Origin of the sequence: Novosphingobium sp. (assembly GCF_024642085.1) — a bacterium.
GTDB lineage: Bacteria > Pseudomonadota > Alphaproteobacteria > Sphingomonadales > Sphingomonadaceae > Novosphingobium.
This window is the reverse complement of sequence record NZ_JAHEBV010000012.1, coordinates 68,422-83,228: the sequence shown is the minus strand read 5'-3', so window position 1 is coordinate 83,228 and position 14,807 is coordinate 68,422. Positions and strand designations below refer to the sequence as shown.

Annotated in this window: 14 protein-coding genes and 1 tRNA gene; 3 read left to right on the top strand and 12 right to left on the bottom strand. The window is 64.4% G+C overall.

The genetic code is table 11. The features are described from left to right. Position 1 precedes the first annotated feature (1 nt). The 6 genes from Q0L62_RS07285 to Q0L62_RS07260 form a co-directional block, all read right to left on the bottom strand. Positions 2-77: transfer RNA gene (locus Q0L62_RS07285), tRNA-Lys, on the bottom strand. Between the two features lie 38 nt (positions 78-115). Next, entirely contained in the window at positions 116-607 is a 492-nt protein-coding gene (folK, locus tag Q0L62_RS07280) for a 2-amino-4-hydroxy-6-hydroxymethyldihydropteridine diphosphokinase (protein WP_296678404.1), read from the bottom strand. Between the two features lie 2 nt (positions 608-609). After that, a complete protein-coding gene (gene aguB / locus Q0L62_RS07275) occupies positions 610-1,464 on the bottom strand; it encodes an N-carbamoylputrescine amidase (RefSeq protein ID WP_296678403.1) in 855 nt (284 codons plus the stop codon). A gap of 11 nt (positions 1,465-1,475) precedes the next feature. Continuing rightward, positions 1,476-2,225 carry an SIMPL domain-containing protein gene (locus Q0L62_RS07270; protein WP_296678401.1) on the bottom strand — a complete coding sequence of 250 codons (750 nt, stop codon included), beginning with the start codon at positions 2,223-2,225 and terminating at the stop codon, positions 1,476-1,478. 82 nt (positions 2,226-2,307) lie between these two features. After that, on the bottom strand, positions 2,308-2,754 hold the full coding sequence (locus Q0L62_RS07265; RefSeq protein ID WP_296678399.1) for an SgcJ/EcaC family oxidoreductase: 447 nt from the start codon (positions 2,752-2,754) through the stop codon (positions 2,308-2,310). Positions 2,755-2,777: 23 nt separating this feature from the next. After that, positions 2,778-3,629 carry a methyltransferase gene (locus tag Q0L62_RS07260; RefSeq protein WP_296678398.1) on the bottom strand — a complete coding sequence of 284 codons (852 nt, stop codon included), beginning with the start codon at positions 3,627-3,629 and terminating at the stop codon, positions 2,778-2,780. 109 nt (positions 3,630-3,738) lie between these two features. On the opposite strand from Q0L62_RS07260, the gene msrA reads away from it, so the two are divergent. Next, entirely contained in the window at positions 3,739-4,269 is a 531-nt protein-coding gene (gene msrA, locus Q0L62_RS07255; RefSeq protein WP_296678396.1) for a peptide-methionine (S)-S-oxide reductase MsrA, read from the top strand. Here msrA and Q0L62_RS07250 read toward each other — a convergent pair. Then, entirely contained in the window at positions 4,266-6,398 is a 2,133-nt protein-coding gene (locus tag Q0L62_RS07250; protein WP_296678394.1) for a penicillin acylase family protein, read from the bottom strand. The genes msrA and Q0L62_RS07250 overlap by 4 nt on opposite strands. Before the next feature lie 46 nt (positions 6,399-6,444). Then, positions 6,445-7,680 (bottom strand): RsmB/NOP family class I SAM-dependent RNA methyltransferase, encoded by a 1,236-nt coding sequence (locus Q0L62_RS07245; RefSeq protein WP_296678393.1) that lies wholly within the window; start codon positions 7,678-7,680, stop codon positions 6,445-6,447. Between the two features lie 54 nt (positions 7,681-7,734). Here Q0L62_RS07245 and Q0L62_RS07240 point away from each other — a divergent pair, with 54 nt between their 5' ends. After that, positions 7,735-7,911, top strand: coding sequence for a DUF1674 domain-containing protein (locus Q0L62_RS07240; protein WP_296678392.1), 177 nt, complete (start codon positions 7,735-7,737; stop codon positions 7,909-7,911). On the opposite strand, the gene Q0L62_RS07235 is transcribed toward Q0L62_RS07240, so the two are convergent. Genes Q0L62_RS07235 through Q0L62_RS07220 form a run of 4 tightly spaced genes read right to left on the bottom strand, consistent with a single transcriptional unit; the run spans position 7,908 to position 13,586 of the window. Next, a complete protein-coding gene (locus Q0L62_RS07235; RefSeq protein ID WP_296678390.1) occupies positions 7,908-9,284 on the bottom strand; it encodes a cytochrome P450 in 1,377 nt (458 codons plus the stop codon). The genes Q0L62_RS07240 and Q0L62_RS07235 overlap by 4 nt on opposite strands. A 41-nt stretch (positions 9,285-9,325) precedes the next feature. Beyond that, on the bottom strand, positions 9,326-10,339 hold the full coding sequence (gene hemH / locus Q0L62_RS07230) for a ferrochelatase (RefSeq protein WP_296678389.1): 1,014 nt from the start codon (positions 10,337-10,339) through the stop codon (positions 9,326-9,328). Next, positions 10,339-12,606 carry a molybdopterin cofactor-binding domain-containing protein gene (locus tag Q0L62_RS07225; protein WP_296678387.1) on the bottom strand — a complete coding sequence of 756 codons (2,268 nt, stop codon included), beginning with the start codon at positions 12,604-12,606 and terminating at the stop codon, positions 10,339-10,341. Before Q0L62_RS07225 ends, hemH begins: the two co-directional genes overlap by 1 nt. Positions 12,607-12,611: 5 nt before the next feature. Further along, positions 12,612-13,586, bottom strand: coding sequence for an Mrp/NBP35 family ATP-binding protein (locus Q0L62_RS07220; RefSeq protein WP_296678385.1), 975 nt, complete (start codon positions 13,584-13,586; stop codon positions 12,612-12,614). A 76-nt stretch (positions 13,587-13,662) separates the two neighbouring features. Here Q0L62_RS07220 and hflK point away from each other — a divergent pair, with 76 nt between their 5' ends. Further along, entirely contained in the window at positions 13,663-14,805 is a 1,143-nt protein-coding gene (gene hflK / locus Q0L62_RS07215) for a protease modulator HflK (protein WP_296678384.1), read from the top strand. Positions 14,806-14,807 lie beyond the last annotated feature (2 nt).

The following is a 14,807-nucleotide window of genomic DNA, read 5'->3' as shown; positions in this document are numbered from 1 at the left end:
GTGGTGAGCCCTGCTGGGTTCGAACCAGCGACCTACTGATTAAAAGTCAGTTGCTCTACCGACTGAGCTAAGGGCCCGACCACGCGCCGTGCCCTAAGCGGCGCGGCGGGCGCGGTCAAGGCTGGCGCTTGGCTTTGCGCAACTGAGCGCGCAATTGTCGAACGGTTAAGCGGGTAAGCGGATCGCGCCACTGCGCAGCGATACCGATTAGCGGGGTCAACACGAAATCCCGGACCCGAAAAGCCATGTGCGGGACGACCAGATCCGGCGCAGCCCAGGCGCCCCCACTCCACAACACGATGTCCAGATCGATCACGCGAGAGGTCCACTGCTGGCCGCCTGACCGGCGGCCGAACTGAGCCTCTATACCTTTTAGCATGTTCAGGGTCCGGTCCGGGGACAGACGGGTTTCGATCAGGGCTGCAGCATTGGCATAGCGGCGGCGGGAAGGCCCGACAGGGGCTGAGCGCACGATTCGCGATGCTGCCGTCACGGCCAGGCCCTGTTCGCGAAGTGCATCCAATGCCGCCGCCAGAACGCGCTCCGGCCGCCCATGGCGATGATGCGGCGCGTTGGATCCCAGCGCGATGAGATAGCGCTGGACCATGGTCAGATATCCTGACTGATCCGCCCGTATAGCTGCGGACGGCGATCGCGGAAAAATCCCATGCCAGCGCGGTGCCTGGCTGCGCGATCAAGATCGAGCGTCGCGATCAGGAAGCCGCTGTCTTGCGCCCCGTATTCGGCCAGATAATCGCCCCACTCGTCGGCGATAAAGCTGTGTCCATAAAAGCGCTGGCCATCTTCGCTGCCAGTGCGGTTGGCGGCGATCACCGGCATGCAGTTGGATACCGCGTGGCCCAGCATGGCGCGGCGCCACATCCGGCTGGTATCAAGTTGCGCGTCATAGGGTTCGGATCCGATAGCGGTCGGGAAAAACAGAACCTCGGCGCCCATCAGCGCCATCACCCGTGCGCATTCGGGATACCATTGGTCCCAGCAAATGCCGACACCAATCCGCGCGCCCATCACGTCCCACACCTTGAAGCCATCGTTTCCGGGGCGGAAATAGTACTTTTCCTCGTAACCCGGGCCGTCGGGGATGTGGCTCTTGCGGTAAGTGCCGCCAATCGCGCCGTCCGGTCCGATCATCGCCATGGTGTTGTAGTAATGATGTCCGTCGCGTTCGAAAAAGCTGGTCGGAATGGCAACGCCGTGCCTCTGCGCCAGCGCCTGCATCGCCGCGACTGAAGGATGCTCGGCGGTGGGACGGGCCAGGGCAAACAGTGCCTCATCCTCCACCTTGCAGAAATAGGGACTGGAAAACAGCTCGGGCGGCAGGATGACCTGCGCACCCTGCCTGGCCGCTTCTTCGACCAGCATTGCTGTGGCGGCGATGTTTTCCGCCTCGTCATTCGAACCAAGGGGAAGCTGCAGGGCGGCGACAGTCAATGTGCGGGTCATGGCCCCAGCGCTTATTTGGCCTGCAATGCAAAGTCCACCTGCACCGTCACCCGGGTGCGGGTGGTGCCGGGCCGGATTGATGGCGGCGGCGGGGCAGGCGCGGCGATTGGCGGTGGTGCCATGACGGCTGCCGCATCAGCCGCAGCTTCCATCGGCATGGGATAGCCGCCGCCCATTTGCCCGCCATCGCGGATGGTCAGGACCCGGCTGATGGTCATGCCGGCGGCTTCGGCATAGGCCTCGGCACGGGTCCGCGCCGCATTGTAGGCCGCGATATAGGCGCCGCGATTGGCCTTTTCGGGATCATCGATGCGCAGCGCCGGCCCCTGGATAACATTGGCCCCGGCAGCAGTGGCGGCCGCCAGCGCCTCGCCCGCGCGGGGCACGTCGCGCAGCCGCACGGTCAGCGTGTTACTGGCCTGGAACTGCCCTTTGCGCGGACCATAGTCGACCCGGCCCAGCGAAAGGTTGGCGGTCTGCACATCGCGGTCCCCGACCCCGAACTTGGCGAGAGCAGCAACGATTTCAGCGGCTTTCTTACTGTTGGCGGTGTTGGCGGCCTTGGCATCGGGACCGAAGGTTTCGACCCCGATCATGATCGTGGCCAGATCGGGCACCGTTTCCGCCTCACCCATCGCGGAGAGCGAAAGGAGCGTCTCGTCCCGGTCCACGCCGCGGGGATTGGGCCGATCATCGCCGCGCCCGCAGGCGGAAAGCGCAACCAGCGGCAAGGCAGCACACAGCGCAAAACGGCGGATCATCAAGGCTCTCCTTTAATTGATGAGATATTGTTACATCAATAGCAGGGGCATGCAAGTGCTTGCAAAAAAAGGGCAGACTATCTCAATTGCTGTGATCGGCAATGATCCGCCACGCCTTGCCCTCGCGTCGGAACACCACGGATGTCACCCCGCTGACTGACGGCTTTTCGGGAAAGGTCAGGGTGTAGCGGGCGATGTAAAGGGCCGTATCGGGACCAAGGCTGCGAAAATCGAGTGTTTCAAAACCGAGTATGCCGCGCTTAGCGGAATCGGCGAAATTGAAGCCCTTGCGGTACTGATCGGCAATCGCCTGCTTGCCGCGCAGCAAGCCTTTGCCCGTCACAAAGCTGGTTTGTGCCGACGGCGAATAGATCGCCATGAAGCGGTCCATGTCGCCGCTGTTCCAGCCTGCGGCGCTGTCCGCCATTGCAGTCACGGCATCGGCGACCTGAGCCGGCCCAGGTTTGGCCGCAACCGGCGGAGCAGCGAACAGGGCCAGAGCTGCAAGTATCAGAGCGGCATTGTTCATGACGGATCCCCTTGGCGCCTCGTTCACGGGCGCTTGCGGAACAGCAGGGTCATACGGTCGCTTTCGCCGATTGCCCGCAGACGCGCCTTGTCGGCATCACTGGCCCCCCGCAGCGTGGGCGGCAAGGTCCAGACCCCGGCAGGCCAGTTGGCAGGATCACGCGGATTTGCATTGGCGGCGCTGCGCCCGGCATAGGCAAAGCCGTTCATTTCCATAAAGGCGATAACGTCCTTTTCGCGCAAGTATCCCTTTGACCCGTCGGTAAAATCAAACGTCGCATCTGGCTTGGCGCGGTGCTGTTCGATCCCGACCATGCCGCCGGGCTTGAGCAGGTCGCGCATGGCCTTCACCTCGCGGTCGGCGATGTTCCAGCGCATCAGGTTGTGCATCATTCGCATGATCAGGATGCGGTCGAACGTGCCCTTTTCTGCCGCCGGAACAGCATCAAGGGTCATGGCCGCAAAGCGGTCTGCGGAAAGGCCCGACCAGCCGGCGATGTCTGCCGGATATTTGGCAGCGCCCGCGCGGATTCCCTGCTGGGTCTTTTCATCAAAGGCGCCAGAAGTGGGGTCGAAATAGAGTCCGACCAGCTTGCCCCTGGGACCCAGATAGAGTCCCAAAAGACGTGAGTACCATTCGCCGCCGGGGGCATATTCCCCCACCTTCATGTCTGGCGCGACTTGAAAAAAGGCCAGTGTTTCAGCAGGTTTGCGGTAGGTGTCGCGGGCGCGGTCCTTGTCGCGCAGCGGATTGGCAACGGCTGCGGCCAGATCGGCATTGACCTTGGGTGCAGCCACCTTGGCAGGGGCGGCCAGGGCGATGGCAGCAGGAACGGCGGCAGTCAGGGCAAGCAGCGGCAGAATCAGGCGGCGCATGGGTTTCGGGTCCTTTCCGGTTGGGCATCCGGATACTAGAGGCTGAAGGGGCGATGACAAGCGCGCCCGCGCTTCCTATCTAGGCAGCCAAGGCAACAAGGATGTGACGATGGCTCAGGCAATTCTGGCAGGCGGCTGTTTCTGGTGCACCGAAGCGGTGTTCCGGCGGATCGATGGCGTCAGCGAAGTGGAAAGCGGCTATCTGGGCGGCTCAGTTACCGATCCTACCTACAAGCAGGTGTGCAGCGGTTCGACCGGCCATGCCGAGGCGATACGAGTGACGTTCGACGAGGCCGTCATCAGCTATGCCGATCTGGTCGACGTATTCATGGCAACCCATGATCCCACCCAGCTGAACCGCCAGGGCGGCGATGTGGGCACACAGTACCGCTCGGCGATTTTCCCGCTGGACGATGGCCAGCGCTCTGAAGCGGCCGCCGGGATCGCGCGATGGAACAACGATCATCCGGGGCAGACCGCGGTCACCACGATTGAAGGCCCGGCGCAGTGGTACCCGGCCGAAGACTATCACCAGGAATACTGGGAAGGTGAAGGCCAGCGGAACCCCTATTGCCTGGCGGTCATCCCTCCCAAGCTGGCCAAGCTGCAAAAAGGTTTCGCCGAACGGGTGAAGGCCTAGTCGGCTTTCACCACCTTGGTTGACTTGATGTGTCCGGCCAGCTCGTCGGGATAGAAATAGACCGGGCGAAGGTTGCCGTCGGCATAGCGCTGGGCCTGATCGGCAAAGTGCGGGGAAGCAGGATCGCCGCTTACGCCCCCGGCAGTCACCGCCCGTGCCTTGACCCGCGCCCCAAACTCTACTGCTGCGACAAAGCTGTTGCCATAGGTGCCGTAGTACCGCTTTGTTCCGGGATAGCGGCTGGCCCCGAACGCGGCGAGCGAGCCCCAGTTGGCCGAGGCAAAAGGCACAGGCGTGCTGGGTTTGGCATCGTCAAAAGTCTGCTGGATCGAACCGTCGTTACGTTGGAAACGGTTGATTTCGCCCCACGGTACTTTCCATGATCCGAAATCGGCGGTGAGCCGGGCCATTGCCGTATCGAGCGCCGCCAACCGCTGTTCAGGGGTGGCGCGGGCGGCGATCCAGTCTTCAATCTTGACCCGACGCGCGGCTGCTTCCGACGCCACCAACGCAGCCAAATCTTCGCCCCAGAAAACCGCCAGGCTGGTTTCGGTCGAATCAAGCCCCCACTTGCAGTCCCACTTTGCCAGCATCGCAACCGCCTCGGCCCGCTTGGGATCGGGTGCTGAAGCCTGCGCTGCGACCAGCGTCGGGATCAACTGGGCAAAGCTGGGCAGCCACGGATCGTAGGCCGCTGTGACCAGGCTATCTAGGGTGAAGCGGGGATTGGCTGACAGGACAGCAATGGCGTGGGGGGTACGCGGCCTGATACCTGCGCTGTCAAGATAACGCGGGAAGCCCGCCTGTTTCGGGCTGTCCTTACCCGCCGCCCACCACGGCCCGTCGTTAACGTTGAAAGCCCAGCCGTTGGCCGGATTGACCACCTCGGGCAAGGTATTGACCCCGTGCAGACCTTTCCAGTCTGTCGCCGGATCACTGCCATCGACCGGCAAGGTGTAATCAAAGCGTTGGTCGCGCAGCGGCATGAATTGCGGCATGAACAGCGCCACCTCGCCCATGTTGTCGGCAAACAACGTGTTGTTGGTTGAATTGGCCTTGAGCGCAGCGACATTGCGGAAGTCGGCGATGTTGCTGACCTTGGTGCGCAGGAAGCTTTGCTGAAGCGCTGCCACCGGGCGGTTCATAAGCGCCGCCGCCACCCACTTGTCCCCCTCAGCGCGGACCACCGGGCCGTGATGCGTGGCATATGTGTTGAAGGTGCGGCTGGCCATCGTGCCGTCGGCGGCGCGGTAGGACAGCGTCACCGGCTTGACTTTTACCGGGCGGCTTTCGGCGCCGTAGCGATAGGTAAAGCCCGCGCCAGCAGGGCTTATGCTTTCGGCAAACTCGTCAACGTTGTCGGCGCCGCTGGTGGTGTGCATCCAGCCGGCCTTGGCATTGAATCCCTGGTATATGAAGAATTGCCCCCATGTCGCAGCGCCATAGGCGTTGAGCCCTTCGCCGCTGGTAACCTGCTGTTCGGATCGGAAAAAGAAACTGGTGTGGGGGTTGATCAGCAGAAGCGCCTTGCCGCTGGCGCTGCGCGGCGGCGCGATGACGAAACCGTTGGAACCCAGCGGCTCACGCCGGACCAGCCCGCGCTCGTCATCGGTCTTGGCGATACTGCGCTTTTCATAGAATGCCTGAAGCTGGGTCAGCGATATCTTTTCAATATCGCCGCCGATGCTGCCTTCGGAAAAAGACAGCGCCATCCATGGCACGAACCGGGTCAGGACCCTGGGTTTAACCTGGGGGTGATCCGCCAGATACCGGTTGAGCCCCGCCGCCCATCCCTGCATCACTTTCTTTAGCCACAGGGGGCTTTTGGCATATTGCCCTTTCAGATCGTCCGGATCGGTCCACAGCCGCTGGCGCAGGTCCTGCCACAGCGCGCTTTCCCCCTCTGCCTCGGCGCGCCGGCCCAGGCTGGTCAGGTAATTCATCTCGATCCGGCCGAAATCATCTTCGGCCTGGGCATAGATCATCCCGAAAACCGCGTCAGCGTCGGTCTTGCCGGTAACGTGGGCAATACCCCAGTCGTCGCGCGTTATTTTCGCCGCGTAAGGAGCGGCCAGTGCGGGGGCGGCTAGGCAAAGCGGCAAAGCGGCAAGCAGGACACGGCGGCGCATGGTTTTCCCCCAAGGTGAACGTTGGGGCCAACTGTGCCAGCCCTGATCAGGAGGGCAAGTGCCAGCGCGCAATAAAGAACCCATCAAGCCCGCCCGCCTCAGACAGCATTCCCGGATCGGTACGGAGCCAGCCCTTAGGCGTGGGCGCAATACCGGCAGGTAACGCGCCATCTGCAAGCGGTGCAGGCGGCAGGGCGATCGCCTCGGCTTGCTCCTCACCCTCCTCGCGCTCCAGCGAACACGTGGCGAATACCAAGCTGCCGCCGGGTTTCACCCACCCTTTCGCACGCTCCAGCAGCGCCGTTTGCAGTTCGGCCATTTCCGCGATCTGGCGCGGGCCGATCCGATGCAGCACGTCGGGATGACGCCGCGCGGTTCCGGTGGCCGTACACGGCGCGTCGAGCAGCACCGCGTCAAACGGCTCAACCGGCGACCAGTGCAGCGTATCGGCGCGGATGATCTGGGCAGTCAGTTTGGTACGCGTCAGGTTTTCGGTCATCCGCACGATCCGCTTGGCGCTCGAATCGATGGCGGTAACGTGCCACCCGGCGGCGGCAAGTTGCAGCGTCTTGCCGCCTGGCGCTGCGCACAGGTCAAGCACGCGGCGGCCTTGTCCAGCGCCCAGCAGCCGCGCGGGCAGGCTGGCAGCCAGATCCTGAACCCACCACGCCCCATCATTGAACCCGTCGAGATTTTCGATTGCAGTGCCGCGCGGCAGGCGCAGGTGTCCCGGCAGCAGCGAGGTGCCGCCCAGCCGCTCAGCCCAGTCCTGCGTCGTTTCACAATCGCGCAGCGTCAGATCCAGCGGCGGCGGCAGGGCCAAACCCGGAGCGATCGCTGCCGAACGCGCACCCCATCGTTCGATCACGGATGGCGGCAAGGTCGGCGCATCGGGCAAGGTGACGCCGCGCTTGACCAGAGTGGAGAAAACCCCGTGCGCCAGCCGCCGCGGCCCACCCGTCAGCAGCGGCAAGCCGGTGGCAATCACGGCATGGGGCGGGGTTTCCAGACGCAGCCACCCGGCCAGCATCAGCCGCAAGGCGGCGCGCGGCTTGGCATCGCCGGGCAGAACCTGCCGTGTCGCGGTGTCGATCAGGGCATCCAGATCGGTCAGCCAGCGCAGCGCTTCGCCCGCCAGCGCGCGGGCCAGCGCCCGGTCCGGCCCGCCGCGCAGGCCCTGCAACGCCCCATTCGCCGCCTGTTCAAGTGTCTCCCCGCGTCGCAGCACGGCGTCCATCAGGCGCAGCGCTGCCTTGCGCGCAGGGTAACCGGGTATGTCCATCGGCTGCCCCTAGAGGGAATTGCATTGAGTAGCCAGAGCGCCCACATGGATGCCATGATCAAGCGCGCAACCCAGCGGCCCGAAGGCTTTATCAAGCCTGCTCACTGGACCAACGAACCTGCTCCGCCTCCCAGGCAGCCGCCAGCGCCCGCGCCCGCGCCCGATCCCGATGGCCTGTCGCCCACCCGCTATGGCGACTGGGTAAAAGACGGCATCGCGGTCGATTTCTAGACCGGCGTAAAGGTTACGGTCAGACCGTCCTTGGGCTTGGGGATCGGCCACGGCTGCCATTTGGGCGCATAGCCGGGTTCAATCTCGATCCGGTAGCGCGTCAACAGCTGCGCAGTCAAAATCTTGATCTGCATATAGGCAAAGTGCAGCCCAAGGCACATGTGCGCGCCGCCGCCGAAGGGAACCCAGGCATATTTGTGGCGTTTGGCGACTTCATCAGCCGTGAAGCGCAGCGGGTTGAACCGGTCGGGTTCGGGCCAGTGCTCCGGCATCTTGTGAACCATCGATGCGCTGATCCCGACCTGCGTGCCCGCCGGAATAAGGTAGCCGCCGAAGGTGAAGTCCTTGAGTGCGCGGCGCGGGGTCGACGGGACCGGCGGGATCAGCCGTAGAGCCTCCTTGAAAGCCATTTCGGTCAATTCAAGCTTGCCCAGATCGTCATAAGCGACCGGACGGCCCTCGCCCCCGGTCACGGCCAGCGCCTCGGCCCGCAGCTTGTCCTGCCATTCAGGGTTCTTCGCCAGCAGATAGACCAGAGACGTTGCGCTGGAGGTGATCGTATCGTGCGCCGCCATCATCAGGAAGATCATGTGATCGACCACTTCGTCGACCGGCAACATGGTGCCATCTTCGCGCGTTGCAGTGGCGAACTGGCTGAACATATCCTGCCCGCCGCCCTGTTCCCGCCGCTTGATCGTTTCGGCCGTGAACCATTCGACCAGGAACTTGCGCCCTGCCGCACCCCGGCCCATGGCGGTGAACGGAAGCGGTTTGCGGACCACGCCAACCGCAGCCTGCACCATGTCGACAAAGGCCTTGTTGATCGCGTTGGCCTCTGGTCCCAGCGGCACGCCCAGAAAACTGTCGGCTGCCAGATCCAGTGTCAGCTTCTTGATCGCCGGGTAAAACTTCATCGTCTTGCCCGACCACTGCGCAACAGCCCCTGCAATCCCGCGGTTGAGCGCATCGGCATAGTGCCGCATCGGCCCCGGTTTGAAGGCGATCGACAGGGCCCGCCGGTCAATCCGGTGATGGTCGAAATCCATCAGCATCAGGCCGCGCGGGAACAGCAGGTCAAGCACCGGACCCCAGCCCTGCTGCGACGAAAATATCTTTTCGCGATCAAACAGCACCAGTTCGTTTGCATCGGCACCAACCAATGAAACCTGGCGGCTGCCGAAACTGCGCGAGCGCCAGACATCGCCATAGGTATTGCGCATCCGGTGCCCATAGGCGACCGGATCGGCCAGCACCTGCAGCGTCGTGCCAAGAACCGGCCAGCCATCCTCGCCCGGAATATGATCAAGCGAGTCGCCCCGCTGACGCTGTGACCAATGGGAAAATGCGGGTTTTTCGGGTGCGAGCGTGGCCATGTCTGTCCTCTTACTGACAGACGTGTAACTTAATCGTTCCCTTAAATCCACCCTGCCAATTCGCGCCGGATTAGCGCATCGAGCATATCAATTCCTGCGTGCCCTGCGTTCAGGCAATCAAGCGCGGCGAAATGTGTGCCGCCCGCTTCGACAAACTGTTCGCGTCCGCGAATCGCCAGTTCCTCGCGGGTTTCCAGGCAATCAGCGGAAAAGCCAGGAGCGGCGATGGCAATGCGGCGGGTGCCCTTGGCAGCTTCGGCGGCGAGCACTGCATCGGTGGCCGGCTCCAGCCACCTGGCCCGGCCAAACCGGGACTGAAAACTGGTCTCGATCCGCAGCTGCGGAAACTCAGGAGCCAGAGCCTGGGCCAGCAGCCGCGCGGTCTTGCGGCACTGGCAATGATACGGATCGCCCAGGTGCAAAGTGCGTTCGGGCATGCCGTGGAACGACAGCAGCAGCGCCTCGGGCGTGAAATCAAGGCGCGCCAGCTGGCGCGCGGTATCTGTGCGCAGCGCCTCGATGTGCACCGGATCGTCGTAATAGGAAGGCAAAGTGCGCAGCGCTGGCTGCCAGCGCATCGCGGCCAGCTGCGCGCCCAGCGCGTCGATCACCGTGGCGGTCGTCGCGCCGGAATACTGCGGGTAAAGCGGCGCAACCAGAATGCGTTCGCAGCCCCGGTCCTTCATCGCCTGGACTGCAGCACCTAAGGCCGGATTTCCATAGCGCATGGCCCAGTCGACAAGCACGTCCCCGCCTAGCCGCGCCTGAAGCGCGACTGCCTGGGCCTTGGTAATCGCGGCGAGCGGCGATCCGTCTTGCCCCCATACCTGGCCATAGGCATGGGCCGATTTGCGCGGCCGGGTGTTGAGGATGATCCCGTTCAGGATCGGCCACCACACCAGGCGCGGGATTTCAACCACGCGCCGGTCTGACAGGAACTCTTTCAGATAGCGCCGGACCGAAGCCGCATCAGGCGCATCGGGAGTGCCAAGGTTGACCAGCAGGACGCCGACGCGCGGCGCTGGCACAGGCGGGTGTGACTGCGGCCGTTCCATCAAATTGCCCCGCCGGACATCGGCAGATTGCGCACGCGGGTCCCCCCGGCAGCGAACAGGGCATTGGCAATTGCCGGGACAACGGCAGCCACACCCAGTTCGCCCGGATCGAACGGTTCTGCTTCGCTATCAATGAACTCCACATCAATCTCCGGACAATCGGCCAGCAGCGGCAGACCCAGCAGGCCCAGGCGCCCGGTCAGCGGCAAGCCGTCCGCATAGGCGGTGGTGCAGCCGTTCGCCAGCCCCAGACCGAACACCAGTCCGCCTTCGATTTGCTGGCGGGCCACGTCGGCGTTGATAATGCGGCCAATGTCGGCAACTGCGGTCAGCTTATCAACGCGGATACCGCGTTCGTCACGCCGCGCGCTGGCAACCACGGCGATCCGACCTTCGCGCCCGGCCACCGTCATATGATGACAGGCCAGCCCCTGCCCGCTACCCGCCGCGCCGCCGTTCCACGCTGCCAAACTGGCGGCACGTTGCAGCACGCCCGCCAGTTTGATGTCCTGCCCCAGCATGGCGATGCGGTAGGACAGCGGTTCGCGTCCGGCCCGCGCGGCCAGTTCATCAATGAAGGTTTCGATCAAAAAACAGCCCAGCGCCGCGCCGTTGCCGCGCTGCCGTCCTGTGGGCAGGTCAATCCGTACCGGGCAGTGTTCGACCACCAGATGTTCGAACCCATAGGGCGGCACGGCGCCGGCCAGGAACAGCGGATCGGCATGGTCCTGCGCGTCCAGAGCGTCCAGCCGGCTTGACTGTTCGAGCAAGCGTTCGCCAAACTCAAGCGTGGTCGCAGGCATCGCGACACGAACCTTGAGCGCGGTCAGAGAGCCATCCGCTGCCGTGCGCGCGGCCAGTATCGCCCGCGCCGGGCTGCGCGGCAATCCCGCGACATGTTCCTGCCAGCGCGACCACATCAGCTGAACCGGCTTGCCCAGTTGCTGGGCGATCAATGCCACTTGCCCGGCGTGGTCGCTTTCGAGCCGCCGGTCGAAACTGCCGCCGCCGCCGGTGGGGTAAAGGACCACTCGGTCGACCGACAGGCCAACGGCCGCCGCTGCCGCCCGCCGCGCCGCTTGCGGGGCCTGGCTGGCCATCCACAGTTCCAGCTTGCCATCAGCGAGGCGCGCGGTCGCGCTTGCCGTCTCGAGCGTGGCGTGCAGCGCCGGGGCGATGGAATAGCCTGCCACGTGTTCGAACTTTTCCGCCAGCCAGGTATCGGGATCACCGCGTTCAGCAATCCGGACGGCATTTCCGGTGCGCAGCGCCATGCCCAATGTGCGGTCGATCCGGTTACTGTCGGCCCGGTCTGTGACCTTAAAACGCGGCGCGATCAGTGCCAGCGCGCGCTCTGCCGCCCACCACGTCTTGGCTGCGGCGGCCAGCCAGCCCGGGCCGTTGACCAGCTTGATCAGGCCCGGAACGCCTTGCGCCAGGTGGGTATCATAGCCGCCAAGCGCGGCATTGCCCAAGGGGCCGTGGCGGATAGCGGCAAAAACCATGTCGGGCAGCCGCACATCGCCTGCAAACGTGTAGCTGCCATCAACCTTGGCCGGCAGGTCAAGACGGGGGAAGGCCAGCGGCGCGCCGGGCAGAACCGCGCCTGCCTGTTCCGCCGGGGCCAGTGCGCGCAGCACTGGCGGACTGGGCGGCGCAAATCCGGCGGCGTCCTGCGCCAGTTCGGCAAACGAAAGGCGGCGCTTGTCGTGGACAATGAAGCCGTCTTGCGCCTCGCATTCCTCCCAACCAACACCCCACCGGCTGGCCGCTGCCTGGGCCAGCATGGCGCGGGCGCTGGCCGCAGCGGCGCGGGCCGGACCTTCGAACGCGGTCAGAGAGGTTCCGTCCGCCATCACGTCAAAGGTTTCGTCCTGGGCAAACCGGCGCGCCAGCCAGTCGTCCGGTGCATCGGCCAGACCCGGCGCCAGCGGCAACCACAGCGGCGCCCAGTGTGCAGCCAGCGCCGTGTTGCCATAGGCCCCGCTGACCGGCGCAGGTTCAACGGCGATCTGGCGCCAGTCCGCGCCCAGTTCCATAGCCACGATCTGCGGGATGAGCGTGGTGATGCCGTGGCCCATCTCGGCCTCGGGCACGGCCACGGTCACTACGCCGTCGCTCCCGATTTTAAGCCAGCTGTCAAAGGCCACCTCGCCCGCGCTGGCGGGGAGCGGCGCGGTATAGCTGCGCGGGGCAAGCGTCCAGGCGAGCAGCAGGCCGCCGGCCGCCCCGGCCCCCAGCAAAACTCCGCGCCGCGATACGTGCATCGCCCCTAGCGCCCTTCTGCGCCGTCAAGCCAGCCGCCGACCCGCCGCGCAAGATCGGCAAAGGCGCGGCCGTGCGGCCCATCGCCTGCGGCGGGCGGCGTCCCGGCGTCGCTGGCCTGGCGGATCACGATGTCGAGCGGAATACGCCCCAGAAAGGGCAGCCCCAATTGTGCTGCCGCGGCCTCGGTCCCGCCGCTTCCGAACGGATCACTGACCTCGTTGCAATGCGGGCAGGCGTAGCCTGCCATGTTTTCGACCATGCCGATAATCGGCACCTGTCCCACCTCAAACAATTGAATCGCGCGGCGCGCATCGATCAAGGCAAGATCCTGCGGGGTTGAGACAATCACCGCTCCGGCAGGCTTGTGCTTTTGCAGCATAGTCAGCTGAACATCACCGGTTCCGGGCGGCAAATCAACAATCAGAGTATCGATTTCACCCCAATGGGCATCAATCAGCTGGTTCAGCGCATTGCCTGCCATTGGCCCGCGCCAGGCGATCGCCTTGTCCGGATCGATCAGCTGGCCCATCGACAGCATCGGCACGCCCCACTGGCCCTGCACGGGCACCATCTTGCTGTCATGGGCGGCGGGCCTGATGCCTTCGCTACCCAGCAACCGCGGCTGAGATGGGCCATAAATGTCGGCATCGACCAGGCCGACCTTGCGGCCCGCGCGCGACAGGGCAATCGCCAGATTTGCCGACACGGTCGATTTGCCAACCCCGCCTTTGCCCGATCCCACCGCGACGATCCGGCGGCGGACCTTGTCGGCGGTCAGCGCCACGCGAACATCGGACACACCGGGTTGGCCGCAAAGCGCCTGCTTTACCGCAGTTTCCAGACTGGCCCGGACCGCCGCATCGCTGCCGCTGGCATCCAGCACGGCAATTGCCACCCCGTCTGTCAGGCGCAGGCTTTGCAGGCGGGACTGGATTTGAGGGGGGAGCGCGGCGCGCAGCGCATCGGTCGGGTCACTCATGGCCAACCCCCCTAGCAAGGAAAAAGCATCGGCAGACACTGTTTTTGTGCGCGAGCCGACCCTATAACGGATTTCGATGGATAAACCGGGTGAGATTGACAACGGGCACGTGCTGGCAATGGCCGGACGCAAAAGCCCGTGGGGCGAAGGCGGCGATGCGGCGCAGGCCGATCCGCCTGGCGACCTGGCTGGCGATCAGGCTGGCGATAAAACCGCTGATCCAGCTGAGGATGCAGAAGGTGCGCGGCCCGGTAATCGCCCGCTCAACCCGTGGCTTCCCCCGTCAGAACCGGAACAGACCCGCCGTTCGGCCAATATCGAAGATATCCTCAAACAGCGTGCGCGTCTGCGCAAGGGCGGCGGGCCTGCGGGACGAACGTGGCTGCCGCTGGTGCTTGCGGGTCTTGTCGCGGCATGGATCGGCGGAACATCCGTTCACGTTCTGGGCAAAGGCGAACAGGGCCTGGTCACGTCCTTTGGGCGCTATGACCGGACCATCGGTACCGGCTTGACGCTGACTTTGCCATGGCCGGCCCAAGCCGTCGCGGTGCGCGAAACGGCGACTGGTCAGGAAACCGTGATCGCATCGAAAAGCGGCGAGACGCTGATGATCACGCGCGATCGGCAGCTGGTCAACCTGACCGCCAAACTGCGCTGGCGTATCAACGACTTGCGCCGGTTTGCCTACAACGCCGATGACACGCCGGCGCTGATTGCCAAATTGGCCGAAGCACAGGTTCGCGGCGCTGTGGCGGAACAGGGATTCGACGATCTGATTGAGGGACAGCGCCGCGCCGAATTGCAACAGCTGGTCGCCAGCCGTACCCAGGCCGCGCTGGACGTGCTGAAACTGGGCGTGCGGGTCGAAGGGGCCGAGGTGCTGAACGCCAACCACCCCGAAAAGCTGGCCGATGCGTTCCGCAAGGTCAACGAAGCGCGCAAGGGCGCACGCGATGCAATCGCCCAGGCCAGCACCGAAGCGCAAAAGATCACCGCCGTTGCCACCGACGAGGCGGCCCGGTTTGAAAGCGTCTATGCGCAATACGAAGCCGCGCCTGCGATAACCCGCAAGCGCGCCTATTATCAGACGATGGAACACGTGCTTGCCAACAACAAGGTTGTTATTGCCGGGGCCGGCACGACGGTAGCAATCAGTTCGCCCGGTCCGGTTGAAAGTCCGGCACCCACGCCAACGGCCAGCGCCACGGGAGGACCATAGCC

Coding starts and splice junctions, on each gene's coding strand:
- folK (WP_296678404.1), bottom strand. CDS start 607: ATGGTCCAGCGCTATCTCATCGCGCTGGGATCCAACGCGCCGCATCAT.
- aguB (WP_296678403.1), bottom strand. CDS start 1,464: ATGACCCGCACATTGACTGTCGCCGCCCTGCAGCTTCCCCTTGGTTCG.
- Q0L62_RS07270 (WP_296678401.1), bottom strand. CDS start 2,225: ATGATCCGCCGTTTTGCGCTGTGTGCTGCCTTGCCGCTGGTTGCGCTT.
- Q0L62_RS07265 (WP_296678399.1), bottom strand. CDS start 2,754: ATGAACAATGCCGCTCTGATACTTGCAGCTCTGGCCCTGTTCGCTGCT.
- Q0L62_RS07260 (WP_296678398.1), bottom strand. CDS start 3,629: ATGCGCCGCCTGATTCTGCCGCTGCTTGCCCTGACTGCCGCCGTTCCT.
- msrA (WP_296678396.1), top strand. CDS start 3,739: ATGGCTCAGGCAATTCTGGCAGGCGGCTGTTTCTGGTGCACCGAAGCG.
- Q0L62_RS07250 (WP_296678394.1), bottom strand. CDS start 6,398: ATGCGCCGCCGTGTCCTGCTTGCCGCTTTGCCGCTTTGCCTAGCCGCC.
- Q0L62_RS07245 (WP_296678393.1), bottom strand. CDS start 7,680: ATGGACATACCCGGTTACCCTGCGCGCAAGGCAGCGCTGCGCCTGATG.
- Q0L62_RS07240 (WP_296678392.1), top strand. CDS start 7,735: ATGATCAAGCGCGCAACCCAGCGGCCCGAAGGCTTTATCAAGCCTGCT.
- Q0L62_RS07235 (WP_296678390.1), bottom strand. CDS start 9,284: ATGGCCACGCTCGCACCCGAAAAACCCGCATTTTCCCATTGGTCACAG.
- hemH (WP_296678389.1), bottom strand. CDS start 10,339: ATGGAACGGCCGCAGTCACACCCGCCTGTGCCAGCGCCGCGCGTCGGC.
- Q0L62_RS07225 (WP_296678387.1), bottom strand. CDS start 12,606: ATGCACGTATCGCGGCGCGGAGTTTTGCTGGGGGCCGGGGCGGCCGGC.
- Q0L62_RS07220 (WP_296678385.1), bottom strand. CDS start 13,586: ATGAGTGACCCGACCGATGCGCTGCGCGCCGCGCTCCCCCCTCAAATC.
- hflK (WP_296678384.1), top strand. CDS start 13,663: ATGGATAAACCGGGTGAGATTGACAACGGGCACGTGCTGGCAATGGCC.